We start from the raw sequence: 14,219 nt of genomic DNA on the forward strand, positions 1-14,219 counted from the left end.
TTTTCTGTCGGAGTTGAACGAACTCGTTGCGCTTTTATTTATTGTATACGTTTACAATACTCGCATATGGGAAATGTTGCAACGGACAAACAATGAAATGTGTCCGCTTTCATTTTTGTTGCACTTAAAGATTGTAGTTTTCAAATAGAATACAGCGTATAATAGAAACAGATATTATTGAAAAGGAGCAGAGGCTCAATGAAGAAATTGATTAACTCCAGTGGGCAGATTCGTCAGCAATTATTAGCTGGGCTTACCTATACATATGACGACACATTAACTTGGCACACCAAGACTGGTATTGTTACTAAAAAAATGATTTCTAAAAATAAAGTGGTTTTAATCAGCGGTGGTGGCTGCGGGCATGAACCAGCTCACGTTGGTTACATCGGTGAGAATATGCTAGATTGTGCAGTAATGGGGGCTATTTTTGAACCACCTGCCAGCTCAGAAATTCTTCAAGCTATCGAAGAAACCTACAATGGTCAAGGCACTTTACTGATCATCAAAAACTTTGAAAAAGATTTAGCTAGTTTTTTAGAAGCTGAACGTCTGGCGAAAGCAAAAGGGTTAGCGGTCTCTCATGTGATTGTAGATGATGACTGCTCCATTGAAAGTGGCTCCTTCAAAAAAAGACGGCGCGGTGTGGCTGGAACTGTTTTTGTTCATAAAATTTTAGGTGCAGCCGCATCACAAGGAAAATCTCTAGATGAGCTCCAAGCATTAGGTGAACAGCTGATTCCTCTGATCAAAACATTAGGTGTCGCTTTTTCACCCGCCTCTCCCATTGGGATCATTCCCCAGCAGTATGAATTAGCTGAAGATGAAATGTATTTCGGAATCGGGATTCACGGAGAGCCTGGTTATCGTATCGAAACGATGCAATCTTCTGAACGAATCGCTATTGAGCTAGTAAACAAATTAAAACAACAATACTCAAAAAAAGACCTGATCCAAGCGGCTGTACTAGTGAACGGATTAGGCAACATTCCATTACTGGAACTTGGTGTTTTTATGAATGATGTTCAACAATTAATGGACATTGAAGACATTCAGGTAGTTTATAAACGAATGGGCAATTTTTTAACTGCTTATAATACAAACGGCCTTTCGTTAACTTTATTAGCAATCAAAGACGATAAATGGCTGGATTATTTACGTGTTCCGACTGACGCCTTTGCTTGGAGATAAAAAATAAAAAGACAATGAACAACAGCGTAAACTCCACTTACATGCTGTTATTCATTGTCTTTCTTCAAAACCCATTAAAAAAGCAATTTTCATTTGCTCTGAAAATCGATATGAATCAATCTTGCAACCATCAATGATCCATTTTGTCGTTAATGAAACAAATGCATTTGCATAAAATTCTTCCAAAAATATGCGATCTGCTTCCCCAAGCCCCTCATCTGCTTGCTTCTTAACAACTAGAACTTGACGAATCAATGCTTTTAAATGTTGCGTATAATATTCTTGAAATGAATTTTGTCCCTCAAAAGTCAGAATCCTGCGATAAAAGACCTGATTCTCCTCAAAATAGACAAATAAATTCTCCACAATGAATTGCCAACCTTCATAAGCCAAATTATCTTCGATTTTCTCGATTGCCTCTTGCCGGAAAATCCAGTCCGCCAACTCATACTTATCTTGAAAATAATCATAAAACGTCTGACGGCGCATATTGCTTTCCTTCATAATTTTCGCGATCGTTACTTTTTCAAAACCAATATCCGCAACTAGTTTTTTAAATACCTTCGCAATTTTCTTTTTCGTAATCAGTGATCCTGTCATCTGTCTGCACCTTTAGTTTCTTTAGTACTTTTATTGTACCAGTTAATCCGTATTTAGAAAATCAATCATCTTATTATTAACTAAAAAACGATAACGTCAAGGCGTTGTGCCAAGCTTTATCGTCGAATTATGTTTATCTAATGTTCCAAATGTAAATACCATATAAACGATCGTAACAATTAAAAATAAACCCAACAACAAAGTTAAAAGTAATTTAAATTTCACAAAAATCAAATCCTTTGAGTTTTGATAGTTCCGTTTATATAATTAGAACAGTTTACAATCTAATGGATATGCGCTCGGTAATTGGCGTGTTTATCCAGATACTCTTTATTTAAGCGGTGGTAATTGCCCAATCCTAGCCGTTTGATTGAAGGCATATAAAAAAAGCTACTAAGCATAATATTGTTAATTTAAATTGCACACTATAACCTAAACACTAATTTGGGTTACAGTGTGCTATTCTTTTTATTGTGACTTTTGAAATTATTTTCTACATCAATCGTGTCTATTTTCTTTTTACTTCTCCAGAACGTCTTTCTTGTAATTCTTTTTCTTCGGCAATATTTTTTTGTTGCTGTGCAACATCGTATACACGATCAATTGGATTCTTATTTATACCGCCGGAACCCGTATTAACCATTGTGCCCCAACCCTTTTTCGTTGGATTTTTACCAAGAGCTCGCATCCTGTCATTTCTTTCTTTTATTCTTTTCTGCTTAGATCTCCTTTTTTCATCGAGAATATCAGAAATTTTATTAATAACGTTCATAAAAATGCCTCCGTACACATTAATCCTATCTAATATTTTTTTAATCATTATATCATATTCTTGTAAATAATACTGGTTATCATATCTGACAGAATCAGTTTGTGTCTGATTTATTCTTGTTTAACTTTCAAATAAATGTTTGTATTACTTATAATCGTAACTTTTGAACACCTGTTGTTCTGATTACAACGTATTACAAAGCATTTATTATATTTTACTAACAAGTAATAAGATTCACTTCTCACAAAAATTACAATTCATTAACTTTGTTTCAATAGACAATGTTGAATTAATATCCGATATTTAAACTTTTGGTATCACATATTTTTTCTTGATTTTTTAAATTTTCGCTAAATCCAGCTTTTGTTTAGCCCACTTTCCAATGTATTACTCACTCATTCTAGTTTAAATAGCTTCATACTTAATCGATTTTTATTTCTCATAAACCTTGTTACTGCTAAACAAAAAAAACGAGATCAGCTAAAAATTAGCTAATCTCCGTTTTCATCCCATTACTATCCTTCACTTTGTCTCGCAAGATATGTTTCCAGATACTCACTCAGTAGTTTATACCCTTCCATCTTTTGTTCCACTTCTTTCGGGCAATAAATCCATTTACCCATGACTTTTCGTTTCTTAGAAAGTATCGCTATTTCATCTAAAAAATCATTCAAATCATTGATTAACTGTTGACTACTTAATTCATTGCCTAACAAAATATCTTTCTTTTCCCGTTCATATACTGATGCCCACAAATATGGTAACACTTCAATTTTGCGAATATTCGCGTAAAAATCATCTTTTGGCATCATTCCTTTATGTCCCATTCCTCGTCCTGGTTGGAAAAATGAATGGATGTCCCACTCTAATTTTTTTAAACGGCGTAAGGAGGATGCTTGTACATCTTCTGAATCACGACTATTTTGATCATAGCCTTCCTCTAATGCCCAAGAACTTCTAGTAACATTTGTTTGAGGATGCTTCTCTGAAACTCGATCAAGCATTTCTTCGATTGCTAAAGTAACAGTTGGTCTTTCTTCCTCGATTTCTGTGGCGGACTTCACGGGCCTGTTTGCTTGTAGAAAACTTTCTTTTGTCGGAAAATTTCTACTTGCTTGTGTAGCTGCTTTTTGTTGTGGTTCTTTGGGAAGCGTTGGCGGGGCAGCTGGCCCCACCATTGTATTACTTGACCTTGTCATGGGTGCTTGCTGAACAGCTACTGCTGGTTCTTTTTTAACGACTGGAGCAGATTGTGCCGTTTGACGCATTTTTTGTTCTAATTCAGCAATTTTTTGGTGTGCTTTGATCAATTGAACATCTACTTTACCCACTGTTTGTGTCAACTTCTTGATTTCTGTCGCATTGGATTTTAATTGCTCTTGATCTTTTTGATGTTGTTCAGCCAACTTTTTCGCTGAATCACTTTTTGTTAGTTTCGCTGTGGGTACTTTTTTCTTTTCATTTTTAACTGTTGTAAGTTCTGTTTCAACCGCTTGCAACTTTTCTGTCAGTTGATTGATTACTTGATTCAATTTAATGGTCTCTGACGCTGTTTCTTGTAACTGTCCATGATCCTGTTCAATTCTTGCCAATGCCTCAGAATCTGGTTTTGCTTCTAAAACGGTTGATTCTACAGCGCTCAATTTATCGTTGATCTGTTGTAATTGTTGCGATATTGTTGTAACCTCTTCACTAGTTGTTGCTAACTTATCGGCTAGCTTATTTTGTTCATTGCTTGTTTCTTTAGCTGTAGCAAACTTTAGTTTTGGTCTTGGAGTTGGTTTATTTTCTTTGATTGTTTTATTTAATTCTATGACTTGTTCGTCTGAACGGGTCATTCTTTGTCCTAGCAAATCAATTCGCTTGATTGCTTCTTCTAAGCGTGTTTCCACAGTTGGCCCTGCTTTTTCACCTGGTCCAAACGTAATTTTGAATTTTGGCGGCGTCTTTGGTTTAGGCATATTTGCTAATTTATCATCTACATAAGTTTTAAATGTTGAAAATTCTTCCATTAATTGACTAATTTTTTCATTTGCTGCTTTTAGTTGTTTAGCATTTTCAAATTCCAATGCTTCTTTAGCAGCAACTTTACTTTGTACAACTTTCACTACTGGCGGCGTTCTCTTTTCCTTGACTGCTTGAACGTCTTTATAAATATCATTTAAATTTTCACTAAATTGATTCATCATCTCTGTTAAAAGTAATACTTCACTATTGGTTTCTTGTAGTCCTTTTATCATTTCAAGCGGAACTTCTTCTAAAAGACTAGACATGTGCTCTAAAGGCAATTCAGGAACTTCTAAACTGCTGATCCAAGTACGCAAATCGCTGATTTGTAACTTACTTAGCGGATGCGCCAAAGCTAAAAGTAGTGTGATGTAAACTGCTTTTTGTGTTACGCGAACATAGAGACTTTTTGCAACGCAGTCTTCAAATTCATGGTTAAACTGCTCAGGAAGATCTGCTAAGAGTGCTTCAAATTGCTCTGGTTGCTCATAATCAGTCGTTACCTCAAACTTTCTTAATAGATAAACTGAGTATTGACTCAAGACATCTTCTGAATAAATCTCTTCTCCTAAGCGATTTGCTTCGATTTCTTTTCTTAAATAAACTTTTTTATTTCCTGCTGTATTCTTTGTAAGATTCACTTTTTCCATATGTACTAACGGCCCCTTTTTTACTTGTACCTTACCTTTTTATAATCAAAGAGGCTGGAACCAAAGTTTTGAAAATCATGACCATCAACTTTTCTATCTTTCACTTTAAAGTCGATCAGATTGAATGGGTCACACAGGATCAAAATAACTTTTATAGTACCAGTTTGTTTGGATTAAGGTAGCATCAAGCCGCACTACGCGACTTCTGTTCCAATCCCCTCTACATCCTTTTTGTAATTCTATGTTGACTACGTTCTTTTTTGAACAATCATCCTCAATTTTACCTTAAAAATAAGCCTCGTTGTTTTCATAAAATGTTCAAATATTGTAAAAAAATGAGAATATACCGCGTTAATTTAAACTTTATATATTTTAATAAACAAAAAGATAAGATAAAGTTTATTTAAACCATTATCTTATCTTTTTTAATTTAATTATATAAAAATACCGTTTCTTATTTACTCTTTATATTGTCGTTCAATTCGACGATCTGGGATGATCCACATGATCAAAATAGCGATATTGACAATCAATACAAAATAAGGATGAATCAACCAGCCTAACACCAAACCTAGAATATTCAAACAAATGCTTACATAGGATTTATTGTAGCGCTGAAACAATTCACTCAAAGTAGAATCGCTGCCATTTACCCGTATCAACGCTCTAGTTAGTATCAAATATGAGCTGTTCGCCAAAAGCGTCATCACACCATAAGTTAGCTGAGGGACTAAACTGTCGATAAAGTCACCTACCCAGGCAGTAGCAAATGGAACAAGCGTTAACGTAAAAATAAAAAAGTTGTTCGCCCAAAGAACACGTCCATCGATTTTTTTTACTAATTGAAACATGTGATGATGATTGTTCCAATAAATGGCCAACATCACAAAACTTACTATATATATAAATAATTTGCGCTCAATTCCAGCTAAACCAGCTAAAGTATCGGTTGTCGGCTGGTGCAATTCTAAAACTAAGATCGTCATCACAATCGCAATCACAGCATCTGTAAAAGCTTCAAGTCTTGATTTTGACATATTTTCATCTCCCCATTTTTTATTTTACGTTCTTTTTGGCTAATTGCAATGATTATGACCCGCCTAAAGATGGAGAGAAAATCAGCCTAAAGGTTGATTCCTTGATCGACGATTCTTGCTATACTTTATTCATAGAGAACGAGAGAAAAAATGGAGGTTTTTAAAATGGGACAACGCTCAATGATAATGAATATATTAATGGTAATCGGGTTCTTTTTCGTAGGAAGTATTATTTTAAGTATTGTACTTGGACTTTTAGGTGGTCTGTTATGGTTTGCAATCAAAATTATGATTCCTGTAGCTATCGCTGTTTGGTTAGTTCGTATGATTTCAGGTCCGTCAAACCGTCGTAGATATTATTAAGAGATAGACAAAAACGATTCAACTCGAAAGGAGTTGGACCGTTTTTTAGTTTTTTCTTTATAATTGGCTTGCCTAATTATTTGCTTCTGTTGTGTACATCTTATCTTGGTAACGGATTAACTGTTGTTCTTTGATCTCCTCAATAGCTTTTACAGCATACCTAACGCCCTTATGATAATCTTTATGGACTTGTTTAGAGACGGTTAAAAGATTGCTCTCATGATCGCTTCCGCCTGCGGATACAAAAACTAAATGATGAATCTCGACTTGATGATTACTTGCTGGAATTCTAACGCCAAACCGATTCGTAATCGCTAGATCTTCTCCAGTTACTCTGCAGTAAAAACGATCTCTACTAGCAATTCTATAAGGCAACGTTGAAATTCCCCGCTTGAAAAAAGTCGCTTTACCATAATTCCTGCTGCAGCGATCCGAGCAAAATGATCTTCTCCGACCTTCTAAAGGTTGATTACACCACTTACATAGTCCAATATCTTCCCTAAAATCGATCGTTTCAAATCCTAATTTTTCACCAAACGCTTTTTCATATTCATAAAGACTTAACCAACGTCTTGCATAGGTATCTGTTTTCTCTTGTAAACGCAATTGACTTCCTTGTGCTTTATAAATATATTTATTCGGAATTTCTTCTACAGTTTTCTGGATTTCTCTTTTCCTTTCAGAAGAAAATGCTGAAAACTCATTAGCAGACAATTCTCCGACTCCAAACTGTCCGACAGTTTTGCATTTAAAGCATATATAAAATTGAGGTAACTCTGAAGAATCTTCAGGAAAAAGTAATTCTACTTTTCTTGAACATTTTGGACAATAGGCTTTAGGTAGTTTAAAACGATGATAGTTCATGGTGTCATTCCTTCATGTTTTTTTCTATTATAACGTATTTTTTAAATGAAACTAGCAAAAAAAGTAGAGAACAATCCCAAAAGATTATCCTCCACTTTTTTGTTATTCAATTCAAAATCGATCATTTACCCTAATTTTTCAGTTTTTTTAACGATTTTTTTGATTTCATGAATGGCTTTCTTTTGCTCCAAGTAGCTTTTCACTTTATTTTCATCGCTATCGATTTTACCTAAGGTTGAGTCTAATTTATCGATTTCAGCATTGATTTGATAAACTAATGATTCTTGATCATCGATCCAATTTTCAGCATTTTCTACAGCTTTATCATGTGCTTTTTGTTCTTCTTTTTCAATCTTGTTTTCTTTGCGGATAATTGATTTTACTTCATGTAACGCTTTTTCTTGTTCAAAAAAATGTTTGATTTTGCTATCAGTATCTTCCATTTTTTCAAGAGTCACGTCTAACTTATCCATTTCTTTACCAATCTTTTCTACTAATTTTACTTCTTTTTCTGCATAATTTGCCATTACTTGTTCCTCCTTGTCTTATCTAAATGCGTAAACGATATGTGTGATACCAAAAAGCATAAAATAAAATCCAACTAGAAAACTTAATGTTAGTGCAGATGATAAAGGATTCATCAATAACATTATACCTAAAATGATACCCAAAACATCCACGACTAATGTAAACCAGAAGTAACCAGTGCTAACTGATTTCGCTAAATCTAAAGCGAATAAGCCAAAAACAGAGTCTAAGATAAACCAAATCGCAAATATAAACGGTAAGGCTGCAACTCCGATATTTAAGTTAAATAAGAAATACACACCGATAATAATATCGATTACACCTAAAACAATTGGAGCATACGCTTTGTATCCTGTTAATTCCTTCATTCTGTTACGGGCGAAAATTTCAAAGATTCCTTTCAAAATCGCAAATATAGCGAAAACCATTACGATTGCAATTAAATTTCCAGCCGGATCTTGAAATGATACTAACGCTGTTAAAACAAATAGAACTCCTAGAATCAATGAACCCCAGTCTATACCTCTTTTGCTTGTTTCATTCATACTATTCCACTCCTTCTTCATTCTCTCTACAATTTTATGGTACTCCTAAAAAAAGTTTAGGTCAAAAAAAAAGGTCTAAAAATAACAAAAGGTATTTATCTCTCATAAATCCTCTAAAATCATCTTTTATCTCTCAAATGTAAGAAAAGAAATTGATCTAGTCGCCAGAACTATGTTGCTTTACAACATAGTAAACTTTTAGTATATTGTATTACAAGATATATGTGAAGGAGGTACTCTATTGGACGCGACCCAAATGCTAAAAGGATTGCTCGAAGGCTGTATCTTGAAAATCATTCAAAAAAAAACAGTTTACGGCTATGAAATGATTACTCTATTATCAGAGTATGGTTTGAATATGGTCAGTGAAGGAAGTATTTATCCCATTTTGCTCAAACTCCAAAAACAACAATTGATCACTGGGGAAATGCACCCTTCTTCTGAAGGTCCGAAGCGTAAATACTACTCTTTAACATCCACTGGCGAAGCCTATTTACAACAATTTGAAAAACAATGGTTATTGGTCTCAACAGGCGTAAATAACATTTTAGAAAACGAGGGTTTAAAATGAAAACAACAGATATGATCAAACAAAACAATGAACTAAGAAAGCAGCTAAATCCAGAAAACAAAAAATATTATGAAGACATTCTTGTTTATATCCGACTAAATTTGAATAAAGAGGAGCACCAAACTGAAGAAGTTCTCTTAGAAATTTTACATGACATTTTAGATGCACAGAAAAATGGCTCGTCTGCACAAGATTTTTTTGGAAAAAATCCGAAAGAAATCAGCGATAGCATTTTAGCTGAACTACCAAATGACTCTGAGAAATATTGGAGTAAATTTTTATTTGTCTTTTTCTTGATTCTTCTGCAATACAATCTATTCGATCTACTATTACAACCAGTTGTTTCTATAAATTGGTTCAACACAGTGCTACCTGTAATTCTATTAATCGTAACGGCAATATTTGGGCTTACTTCGATCAAATACTCAGCTTTTACAAGCGACAGGAAAAAAAGTATCTTTTTCGCATTCCTGGCTTTGTTCTTCTGGCTGGTAAGTATTTTAACCCCTATTGTTGATAAGAAAATGAATGGTATTGTCGGCTATGTATTGCTCTCTCATCAAGCATTTGCAGCGATCTTGTTTATCCTATCAATCAGCTTACTGGTCGTCCAATTCCGCTTCAAAATGAACAACGCTGTAGGTATCTACATCACAACATTTTTCGCCGTATTGGAAGGTGCTGTTTTACTGGGGATAGTCAATCCTCTATTTGTCTCAACTGGTTTGCAGATTATTCTTTGGCTAGTTATTATTCTTGTCAGTATCCTTGGTGTTGTAAGAGATAACCAAAAGTTTCGAAAAAACTAAAATAAATAAAAAGGAAACGCACTTTGAACCAACTGTAGTGACCCAAAAAGGCTAATTTTTTGGGTCACTACATAATCGCAAAGCGGGTTTCCTTTTTTATTTAACCTTTTTTCTTACCTATCGAACGAAATGCACGTTTGATTACATCAAAAAAGCCTAATGACTGCACCATATGATCAGGTGCTACATATTCCTGCATTTCCTTAAGCACTTTTTTAGGCTGCTTAGACGAAAACGTAAACGTTCCATTTTTCTTAGTCTGGATTGCGTAGCGTGGAATCCATTTCCCTTTAAACATGACTGAAGCGATCACATAATCAACTTCCTCCCACGGAATTTGAACAAATTTTCGGCTGTCACGGGAATTGTAAAATTCAAAACCTTTGTCGCCGATCATAATTTTCCCGTAATCTGTAAGTCCTGTAAAAGCGGTGGCATCCGTTATGAAATCTACTTGTGTATTCAGCGATTGAACCATTTTATCTGCTCCGTTTCTTCCATGATTTATATTTTCTATTATATGTGTTTTTACCCCATTAAGCTATGTAAATGAAACTTGGGACAAAACCAACTGGCTTTATCCCAAGCATAAAACGCATAGACAGATTATAATAATCCGATTACGTGGCCAAGTACGCCGACTACGAATAAACCAAGAATGATAACGATTGGCGAAACTTTTTTCTTCAATAACCACATACAAAAGAATGTAAGTAATAACGCCGCTAAACCAGGAATCAATTGATCTAAGTTATTTTGCAATGTTGTTACTTTCATTGCAGATAATGCTTTACCTGAGCCAACTTCTTCAAATGCTTTTTGTAGACCTTCGCCATTGATTGGAAGTTTATCCCATTCAACGTATGCACCTTTATCCAATTTAACTGTAGAAACTACTGGTATAAACTTGATCGATACCCACCGCTGTACGAGCGCTGCCAGTACAAACATACCAAGAATCGAAGCACCTTTTGTTACATCTTGTAGTAAACCACCTGAAAGGTCTTCAGTGATTTTAGAACCAGCTTTATAGCCAAATTCTTGTGTATACCACATAAATCCCCAGCGAATTAAGTTCCAAGCAACAAAGAAAATGATTGGGCCAAGGATATTTCCGCCAATTGCAAGAGAAGCACCCAAAGCACCTAACATCGGACGAATCGTAAACCAGAATACTGGATCACCAACACCGGCCAAAGGACCCATCATCCCAACTTTAACCCCTTGAATCGCTACATCATCAACAGGTGCGCCGTTGGCACGTTCTTCTTCTAGTGCTAACGTTACCCCTAGAATTGGTGAAGCAATGTATGGATGCGTGTTAAAGAACTCTAAGTGACGTTTTAATGCTGCTGATTGATCTTCTTTTGTTTTATATAATTTTTTGATCGCTGGGATCATTGAGAATGCCCAACCACCATTTTGCATACGTTCATAGTTCCAAGAACCTTGGATGAATGTAGAGCGCCATGCAACGGCTAAACGATCTTTTTTTGTTAATTCAATTTTTTCTGCCATGTCTCTTTCTCCTCCTCTTATTTTAATAGTCGTTCAAGATATCGCCTAGTGGATCGCCAGTATTGCTTCCACCGCCGCTACCATTTGAAGAACCACCCATTTTAGAAAGGTTCAAGTAGATTAACGCTAAAGCTACACCTAAAGCACCAAGTGCGATCAATGTTAATTGAGAAATTGCCGCTACAACAAAACCAATGATAAAGAATGGCCATACTTCTTTTGTTGCCATCATGTTGATTACTAATGCGTAACCTACAGCTACGACCATACCACCACCGATTGCCATACCTTCAGTTAACCATGCTGGCATTGATTCCAATGCTGATTGAACCGTTTCTGCTGGAATGAATAAAAGAGCTGCTGCTGGAATCGCAATACGGATCCCTTGCATACATACTGCTAAAATGTGTAACATTTCGATTTTTCTAATATCGCCTTTTTCAGCTGCCGCATCCATCATGTGCACGATCGGTACAGCAAGTGTACGAACGATCATTGTTAAGAAAAGACCTGCTACTGCAAGTGGTACAGCAATCGCAATTGCTGATGGAACACCTTTAACGCCTTGTCCGCCTAATACTAAAATAATTGCTGATGCAACAGATGCTAATGCCGCATCTGGTGCTACTGCGGCTCCGATGTTCGCCCAACCAAGTGCGATCATTTGTAACGTTCCACCAAGAACGATACCTGCTTCCAAGTTACCAGTTACTAAACCGATCAAGGTACATGCCACTAACGGTTGATGAAATTGGAATTCATCAAGAATTCCTTCCATACCAGCTAGAAAGGCAACTAAAATTACTAAAATAATTGTTATAATAGACATGATAAGCCTCCTATTTTCATTTGAATTTTTGGATTATTTTGAGTGTGCTTGTGCCAACTCATGTTTTGCTTTTTTAAGAATTTCATCCATGTTCGCGCTAGAATCATTTGGTACTTTACGAACATCAAATTTTACACCTAAATCTTCTAATTTCTCAAAAGCTTCAACATCTTCTGGTCCCATGGATAACACTTTACTTACGACTACTTTACCGACTGAATGTGCCATAGAACCAACGTTTACTTCTTTGATATCTACGCCTGCTTCAACCACTTTTACCACATCTTCTGGATTTTCAAATAGCAATAATGCTTTTGTATTCCCAAAACGTGGGTCTTTTGAAATTTCAATCATTTTACTGATCGGAATAACATTCGCTTTTACTCCTGGAGGAGCCGCTTGTTCGATCAATTTTTTACGAAGATCATCTTTAGAAACAGCATCTGAAACAACGATAATTCGATTTGGTAAAACCGATTTTGTCCAAGCTGTCGCTACTTGACCGTGTAATAAACGAGAATCGACACGCGCTAAAACGTATTTGATTTTGCCTTCGCCGACAACTGTTCCTTCTGGTAATGCTCCTTTAGGTTGTGCATCTTCCACAACAGCTTTCGGTGCGTCCGCAGGTTCTAGCTCTTCTGGTTTGATTCTTACGCCTTCTTTAGCTGTTTCAAGAATGTGTGTTGCGATTTCTTGAGCAGAGTTCATTGAGAAGCGTGACGCATAAGCTTCAATTAACATTGGTAAGTTCAATCCACTAACGATCGCCCATTTGTCTTTATGTTCTTCAAAAAGACTATTTGCTTGGTTAAACGGTGTTCCTCCCCATAAATCGACTAAAAATAATACTTCGTCCTCTTCATCAAAAGTTGCAATTGCCTCTTTCAACTTTGCTTTTAAATCGTCTGGGCCTTCACTAGGCATCAATACAACTGCTTGTACTTTTTCCTGTTCACCAAAAATCATGGAACCGGATTGTAAAATGCCTTGAGCAAATTCCCCATGGCTAGCAATAATAATTCCTACCATAATTTGATACCTCCTATATTTTTTTCAACTACTTTGTCACTACCATCATCAATAGATGAAAACACCAACTAGAAAATATAAAAAAGAAAAAATGCGTTACTTAGTATGTTCTCAATTACTTCTTACGATCTATCAGATGATTTTTGATGACTACCTATTACTCAACGATTACTCCCTACACCGACTTTGCTCGATCGGATCACTCCTTCCAATTCTATGCATAAGATACGACAATTAACATCAAGTCAGTCCATCACGCCATTTATATAGAAGCTGAAAAAGAATCACACTAACTGTTCTTTCTTCAGCAATTCCATCAAATCTACTTTGTTGTCTGCGACCACTTTCCGAATTTCCAACGTAATACCATGCTCATGTAAATACTTGAATGCTGCGATGTCCTCTTTATTAACCGCAACAGCATTTGTGATCATCCGCTTACCATTAGTAAAACTCATCCCGCCAATATTGACAGAATGGAATACTACATTGCCTTCTACCACACGCTTTACATCTTCCGGGTTTGTAAACAACAACATTACCTTTAAACTATCAAAACGTTCATCTGAAAAAATATCGATCATTTTTTCAACCGTAATCACATTTACTTTAACACCCGGAGGCGCAGCTTGTACGAGCAATGCTTTTCTCAGTGTATCATGTGCAACTGCATCGCTAATAACTAAGATTCGGTTTACATTGGTGCTTTTGGTCCAGACAGTCGCAACTTGTCCATGGATCAGACGATCATCGATTCGCACTAAACGAATATCCATCATGTGTATTGTTCTCCTTCTTCAAGGTGCTCTATAATGCAAATTCTTGATTCATTATTAATAAAATACTATGTCTAATCATTTATTGCCAAAATAACGACTAGCAGGATCAGCCAAATCATTACAA

Annotated in this window: 16 protein-coding genes; 4 read left to right on the plus strand and 12 right to left on the minus strand. The window is 35.7% G+C overall.

All coding sequences use genetic code 11. The features are described 5' to 3' along the window. The first annotated feature begins 198 nt into the window (after positions 1 to 198). Entirely contained in the window at positions 199 to 1,191 is a 993-nt protein-coding gene (locus I583_RS13985; RefSeq protein ID WP_010762068.1) for a dihydroxyacetone kinase subunit DhaK, read from the plus strand. A 51-nt stretch (positions 1,192 to 1,242) separates the two neighbouring features. On the opposite strand, the gene dhaS is transcribed toward I583_RS13985, so the two are convergent. From dhaS to I583_RS14005, 4 genes are all read right to left on the minus strand, one after another. Then, a complete protein-coding gene (gene dhaS / locus I583_RS13990; RefSeq protein WP_010762069.1) occupies positions 1,243 to 1,791 on the minus strand; it encodes a dihydroxyacetone kinase transcriptional activator DhaS in 549 nt (182 codons plus the stop codon). A 508-nt stretch (positions 1,792 to 2,299) separates the two neighbouring features. Next, positions 2,300 to 2,563 carry a hypothetical protein gene (locus I583_RS13995; RefSeq protein ID WP_010762070.1) on the minus strand — a complete coding sequence of 88 codons (264 nt, stop codon included), beginning with the start codon at positions 2,561 to 2,563 and terminating at the stop codon, positions 2,300 to 2,302. Between the two features lie 515 nt (positions 2,564 to 3,078). Further along, a complete protein-coding gene (locus I583_RS14000) occupies positions 3,079 to 5,220 on the minus strand; it encodes a coiled-coil domain-containing protein (protein ID WP_010762071.1) in 2,142 nt (713 codons plus the stop codon). Positions 5,221 to 5,678: 458 nt separating this feature from the next. Further along, positions 5,679 to 6,257, minus strand: a complete 579-nt coding sequence (locus I583_RS14005) for a TMEM175 family protein (RefSeq protein ID WP_010762072.1) — start codon at positions 6,255 to 6,257, stop codon at positions 5,679 to 5,681. Positions 6,258 to 6,422: 165 nt separating this feature from the next. Between I583_RS14005 and I583_RS14010 the strand changes: the two genes are divergently transcribed. Next, positions 6,423 to 6,620, plus strand: coding sequence for a hypothetical protein (locus I583_RS14010; protein ID WP_010762073.1), 198 nt, complete (start codon positions 6,423 to 6,425; stop codon positions 6,618 to 6,620). A gap of 72 nt (positions 6,621 to 6,692) precedes the next feature. On the opposite strand, the gene I583_RS14015 is transcribed toward I583_RS14010, so the two are convergent. The 3 genes from I583_RS14015 to I583_RS14025 form a co-directional block, all read right to left on the minus strand. Beyond that, on the minus strand, positions 6,693 to 7,484 hold the full coding sequence (locus I583_RS14015; RefSeq protein WP_010762074.1) for an HNH endonuclease: 792 nt from the start codon (positions 7,482 to 7,484) through the stop codon (positions 6,693 to 6,695). 125 nt (positions 7,485 to 7,609) lie between these two features. Then, entirely contained in the window at positions 7,610 to 8,011 is a 402-nt protein-coding gene (locus I583_RS14020) for a hypothetical protein (RefSeq protein WP_010762075.1), read from the minus strand. 18 nt (positions 8,012 to 8,029) lie between these two features. Then, a complete protein-coding gene (locus I583_RS14025) occupies positions 8,030 to 8,557 on the minus strand; it encodes an HdeD family acid-resistance protein (RefSeq protein WP_010762076.1) in 528 nt (175 codons plus the stop codon). 241 nt (positions 8,558 to 8,798) lie between these two features. Here I583_RS14025 and I583_RS14030 point away from each other — a divergent pair, with 241 nt between their 5' ends. Together I583_RS14030 and I583_RS14035 are read left to right on the plus strand one after the other, a co-directional pair. Further along, positions 8,799 to 9,128, plus strand: a complete 330-nt coding sequence (locus tag I583_RS14030; protein WP_010762077.1) for a PadR family transcriptional regulator — start codon at positions 8,799 to 8,801, stop codon at positions 9,126 to 9,128. Next, positions 9,125 to 9,937: a DUF1129 domain-containing protein gene (locus I583_RS14035; protein WP_010762078.1), complete on the plus strand. Its 813-nt coding sequence runs from the start codon at positions 9,125 to 9,127 to the stop codon at positions 9,935 to 9,937. The genes I583_RS14030 and I583_RS14035 overlap by 4 nt, the downstream gene beginning before the upstream one ends. A 100-nt stretch (positions 9,938 to 10,037) precedes the next feature. Here the strand turns inward: I583_RS14035 and I583_RS14040 are convergent, their stop codons facing one another. From I583_RS14040 to I583_RS14060, 5 genes are all read right to left on the minus strand, one after another. Beyond that, complete coding sequence (locus I583_RS14040) at positions 10,038 to 10,415, minus strand: DUF956 family protein (protein WP_010762079.1); 378 nt, start codon at positions 10,413 to 10,415, stop codon at positions 10,038 to 10,040. Between the two features lie 128 nt (positions 10,416 to 10,543). Continuing rightward, complete coding sequence (locus I583_RS14045; RefSeq protein WP_010762080.1) at positions 10,544 to 11,455, minus strand: PTS system mannose/fructose/sorbose family transporter subunit IID; 912 nt, start codon at positions 11,453 to 11,455, stop codon at positions 10,544 to 10,546. Between the two features lie 22 nt (positions 11,456 to 11,477). Next, entirely contained in the window at positions 11,478 to 12,284 is an 807-nt protein-coding gene (locus I583_RS14050) for a PTS mannose/fructose/sorbose transporter subunit IIC (RefSeq protein ID WP_010762081.1), read from the minus strand. Positions 12,285 to 12,317: 33 nt separating this feature from the next. Further along, entirely contained in the window at positions 12,318 to 13,316 is a 999-nt protein-coding gene (locus I583_RS14055; protein ID WP_010762082.1) for a mannose/fructose/sorbose PTS transporter subunit IIA, read from the minus strand. Between the two features lie 284 nt (positions 13,317 to 13,600). Beyond that, the gene (locus I583_RS14060) at positions 13,601 to 14,095 is read right to left on the minus strand and encodes a PTS sugar transporter subunit IIB (protein ID WP_010762083.1); all 495 of its coding nucleotides are present in this window, start codon (positions 14,093 to 14,095) and stop codon (positions 13,601 to 13,603) included. Positions 14,096 to 14,219: the final 124 nt, after the last annotated feature.

Origin of the sequence: Enterococcus haemoperoxidus ATCC BAA-382, from assembly GCF_000407165.1 — a bacterium.
GTDB classification, from domain to species: Bacteria; Bacillota; Bacilli; order Lactobacillales; family Enterococcaceae; genus Enterococcus_L; species Enterococcus_L haemoperoxidus.